The sequence below is a fragment of the Frankia sp. KB5 genome, assembly GCF_002099325.1.
Classification (GTDB): Bacteria; Actinomycetota; Actinomycetes; order Frankiales; family Frankiaceae; genus Frankia; species Frankia casuarinae.
The window spans coordinates 1-4,260 of the sequence record NZ_MRUJ01000346.1 but is presented as its reverse complement, the minus strand read 5'-3'; the positions used below and the strand labels follow the sequence as shown (position 1 = coordinate 4,260).

The following is a 4,260-nucleotide window of genomic DNA, read 5'->3' as shown; positions in this document are numbered from 1 at the left end:
CGAAATCCAGCACACGGGGGTCGGCAATCAGCCACTGTCGATCGAAGCTGCGGAACCCGACCCGGATCACAGGTGGGGTCAGGCTACTCTCCCGCCCGATAGGCACTCGAGGTCCAGAGTATCCGGGGAGCGGCGACACCGCACGTAGCAGCGTGCGGTCCCGAGTCTCCTTGAAAAGCTCCTCTTTCGCGTCCGGGTCGTCCTCGCGGACCAAACGCGCCCACCTGCGACGCAGGATCTCCGCGCTGGGAGCAGCCACCCAGGAGCGGTTTGCCTTTACTCCAGGACTTCCCCACGGATATATATCGGAAATCTCTGGAAAGTCCTCCCACGCCGATTGCGTAGTCGGCGTGAACGGACGAGATCGCTCGCGATGCGTATCCCTCCAGCCGCCGTCGTCAATCTCCACATGGGCCAGCTGTCTGAACTTCTCCTCGCGTCGGCCCGAGATCGAGCGGTAGTGGATCCGGGTCGAGCCGTCCGGAGAGCTCCCCGCGCGGCGTACGAAGATATAGATACCCAATGGCTGCGCGACTGCTGGAAAGACGCGGGTGGCAACATCCGCGCGCTGTCCCTCGGGAGAGAGGTTGATAACCCATCCTTCGTGACAGGTGCGACGGAGATAGTCGCGCAGGCCACGGCCGCCAGGGCCAGTGGAAAAGCCCGATGGCGTGATGAAACAGACCAATCCATGTTGGTCGGCCTCGTGGGCATCGAAGACCTTCCAAGTCGCCCAGCGCCAAAAGTAGATGTACATGTTCTTCAGTACGTGTTCGTACCGGCCGTTGCCGGGGTGACGGAAAGCGTCGAGCGGAGTCCTATTCTCTCCTGGAATTTTTTTCTCTGCCCATTTTCCGCGTTTCTTCGCCTTGTCGTCATAGGGGGGGTTGCCGATGACAACAGTCACGGGAACATTGCCCTTTACCTGATCGGCTCGCTGTCGGGAAGCCGCCAGTTCCCGATAGCCGAAGAGTGCTTTCTGCGTATCACTGAACGGCGAATCAAGCGTGTCTGTTAGGAAGAGATTGAGTCCCTCTCGCGGCGCTGGGATCTCCTCCGCTCTTAACAGGTCTGAGGTTCGGAGTTCGGCGACCGCGTAGGGACCTATCTGCAGCTCGAAGCCATACAGTCGTTCCGCGAGCTGCGCGACCGCGTCGATTTCCATGCCTTCGCCCCCTCCTTCGGAGGCAGTTTCTGCGACTCTCTCGATGATCGCGTGAAGGAAAGTGCCGGTTCCCATCGCYGGGTCGACGATGCGAACGTCCGGATCGGCGTAACCATGGTCCTTGCCGAGCCGGGTGCGCAGCACATCCTCTGCCAACCGGACCATGTGCTCCACGACCTCTCGCGGCGTGTAGTACGAACCGCTCTGCTGTCGTAGCTGTGCGTCATACCTGGTCAGGAAGTTTTCGTAGAGATGTAGGTAGGCATCCCGGTTGCCGTTCCGGATGGCAGGCCAATCGACACTGGAGATGGTGCGGGTCAGTAGATCGAGCGTCACCGAAAAACGCTCGTTTATATTGTCGGTGAGCAGTCGCAGCGCGCTGCCGATAAGTGCGTGGCCGGCGTTCAGCTTCCGGCCGATATCATGAAATCCGACCTGCAGGAGAGGAATTCCCTCCGTTTGTGCGAGCAGCAGCGCGAAGGTTACCGTCTGGGCGTATCCGTCGGCGAAGGTCCGGCTGTCTGCCTCGGGGAAGAGTAGCGTCCGCCAGTCGTTCTGGAGGCCGGTGAAGGGACGTGCGTGGCCGTCGTTCTCCGGTGCGTCCGACTTCGCTTCGGCGGTGAGCTGCTCCAGGACGGCAGCGCGGAGGAGGCGGCACAACGGTGCGATGTTCTGCACGAGCCTGCCAACGTTCTGGATTGGTGGCGGGCTCCAGACGAGGAACGTCGTGATCAGTGCGTCGAAGGCGGCCGGATCCGGTGGCCGAAGCCGCTCCCTGCTTGTCCGGAGAGTTCCGGTGAAGTGAATGGTCTCTCCTATCTGGATCCCGTCCCGAAAAAGCCGCCATTCGGTGCCGTTGGTGTAAAGTAGATTTGGAAGGTCTCGCAGCCGTTCCCATTGCTCCTTGTTGTGCCCGGTAAAATTCTGAGGGTCTACGGACAGGCCGGGCTTCTTGATTTCTATGTATCCGGTGACCAGGCCACTCAGCCGGACTGCGTAGTCGGGCCGCACTCCGAGTTCGGGAAGCCTCACTTCGTCATGCCAGGTAAGTTCGGACAGCTTGTGATGTCTGCCAACTGCCGCCAGGAGCCCTTCCAGCGGGCTTCGTATCGAGGCTTCCGGGCTGCCACCTCCGGAGAGTTTGGTGCCACACGCCCGACCAAAATCCGATACTGCCTTCAGCAGCCAATGATCCGTTGCCGCGGACATCGCGCCCCCCCAGGGTCATAGAGGCGAGAACGATAACAAATCGGGAAGCCGGTGATCTGCGCTTCTGTGATTCATCAAAATATAGGACGATATGGGTCGATTGGCTGGAACGTCGGAAATTTGCTTCGAAGCTGCGGATCTGGCACTTCAAAGGCGGGGAGCGGAGGCCCTACCGACATCGGGCCAAGCCAGGTGCCGGCCGCCGAGAGGCAGGCCTCGTGGTCAGAGCTGACCTGGGAGTGTGCCGGTGCCGCGTTCTCAAGGCGGTCCGGGATGATCTCGTTATGGAACCCGGTGAGGTTTGGGGCTATCGAGCTCGCAGCGTCGACAGGCTGTAAGTATTCGCAAATCGTGGGGGTTGCTGGTTTGACGGTGGCCGGCGCCTGACAGCGGGGGTCGCTGTGCGTGACGGCGGGTTGGGGTCCGCGTGGTGGCCGGGGTCCCGGCTGCTGATGGCAGAGTGTGCCGGGCTGGTGTGCTGGGTCGCTGGTTGGCGTCGCCGCGCACGGCCGTGTGCGACCGGGGATCTTGTGGTGGGTGGCTGGTTGGCCCGGGTCGACAGGGTGGACAGCGTCGGAAAAAGGCCGCGGCCCTCCCCCCGAAAACCTTTGGCCGGGAACTCGGGGAAGGGCCGCGTCGCGCACGGAGGCGCTGGTTTCCAGGGTAACGGGCACGGCCCTCGAGGCTGTGCGGGGTCCGGACGCGGCCGGCGGGCGGGTGCCCGTGCCGGACGTCGCGGTGGCCGCGTGGCTGTGGCTGTCGGCGCTGCTGGTCGAGGTCGCCCAGCAGCGCCGCGCGCTGGCCGTGGCCTTGGCGGAGCTCGCCGAGTCGCGGGCCCAGGTGGCGCTGCTCCAGCATCTTCTGTTCGGCGAGTCCTCCGAGCGGGCCGCGCCCGGCGCGCCGCCGGACGGGCCGTGCGACCGCGCCTCCCACGGCGGCGGCGCGGCTGGTGACGGCGGCCCTGGTCAGGAAGGCGATGCCGCCGGTGACGGCGGCGCTGGCCAGGGCCGCGGGTCGGCGGGTCGGCGGGCGGGCGGCCCCGGCGGGGACCGGGCGCGCGGGCCGGCCGGCGGAACTACTCCGGCCTGCCCGACGACGACGGCGGCACGTGGGACTTCCCCGAGCGCGGCTACGCGTGCCCGTGCTGCGGGGCGCCGTTCACCGCCAACGGCGAGGACGTCTCCTGGCGGCTCGAGTGGGTCGTGCGGGTCGTACGGCGGACGACCCGACGACGCCGCTACCGGCGGGCCTGCGCCTGCTACGGCCCGGCGACGGTCATGGCGCCGGGCGAACCGCGGGCACTCGGCAAGGGGCTGTGGACGAACCGGTCGCTCGCGCTGCTGCTCGTCGAGCGCTACGGCGCGGGCCGGTCCCTGAACTCGCTGGTGGCGGGCCTGGCCCGGCACGGCGCGGTGCTGGCGGCCCCGACCCTGGTGGGTGCGTGCGCCCAGGCCGGCGTGCTGCTCGCCCCGCTGGTCGAGGCRATCCGCCAACGGTCCCAGGCATCGTGGCACCTGCACGCCGACGAGACGAGCTGGAAGGTGTTCACCCCGAACGGCGGCGGGAAGCCGCAGCGCTGGTGGCTGTGGGTCTCCCTCGGCGAGGACACGGTGTGCTTCGTGATCGACCAGACCCGGGCCAGTTCGGTGCTCACCGGCCACCTCGGCCTCACCGAGCAGGCGGACGGCACGCTCACCGCCCCCGGCGGCGGCGAGCGGGTATTGTCCTCCGACTTCTACGCGGTCTACGTCTCCGTCGGCCGCCGCCGCGCCGGCCTCGTCAACCTCTACCGCGTCGCCCACCTTCGCCGCTACTTCCCGCGGGCGAGGCTGTCGAACCCGGTCCAGCTGGAGTACTGGGAGAAGGCCTGGCTCGACCGGTTCCGC

General features: G+C 66.1%; 2 protein-coding genes. One reads left to right on the top strand and one right to left on the bottom strand.

Annotated elements, in window-relative coordinates; genetic code table 11:
• A partial coding sequence (locus KBI5_RS24055) for a type ISP restriction/modification enzyme (RefSeq protein ID WP_198537957.1) occupies window positions 1-2,374 on the bottom strand: 2,374 nt, incomplete at its 3' end.
• A 1,202-nt stretch (window positions 2,375-3,576) separates the two neighbouring features.
• Here KBI5_RS24055 and KBI5_RS24050 point away from each other — a divergent pair.
• Window positions 3,577-4,260: transposase (locus KBI5_RS24050; RefSeq protein WP_157902589.1), on the top strand; the 684-nt coding region annotated here is incomplete at its 3' end.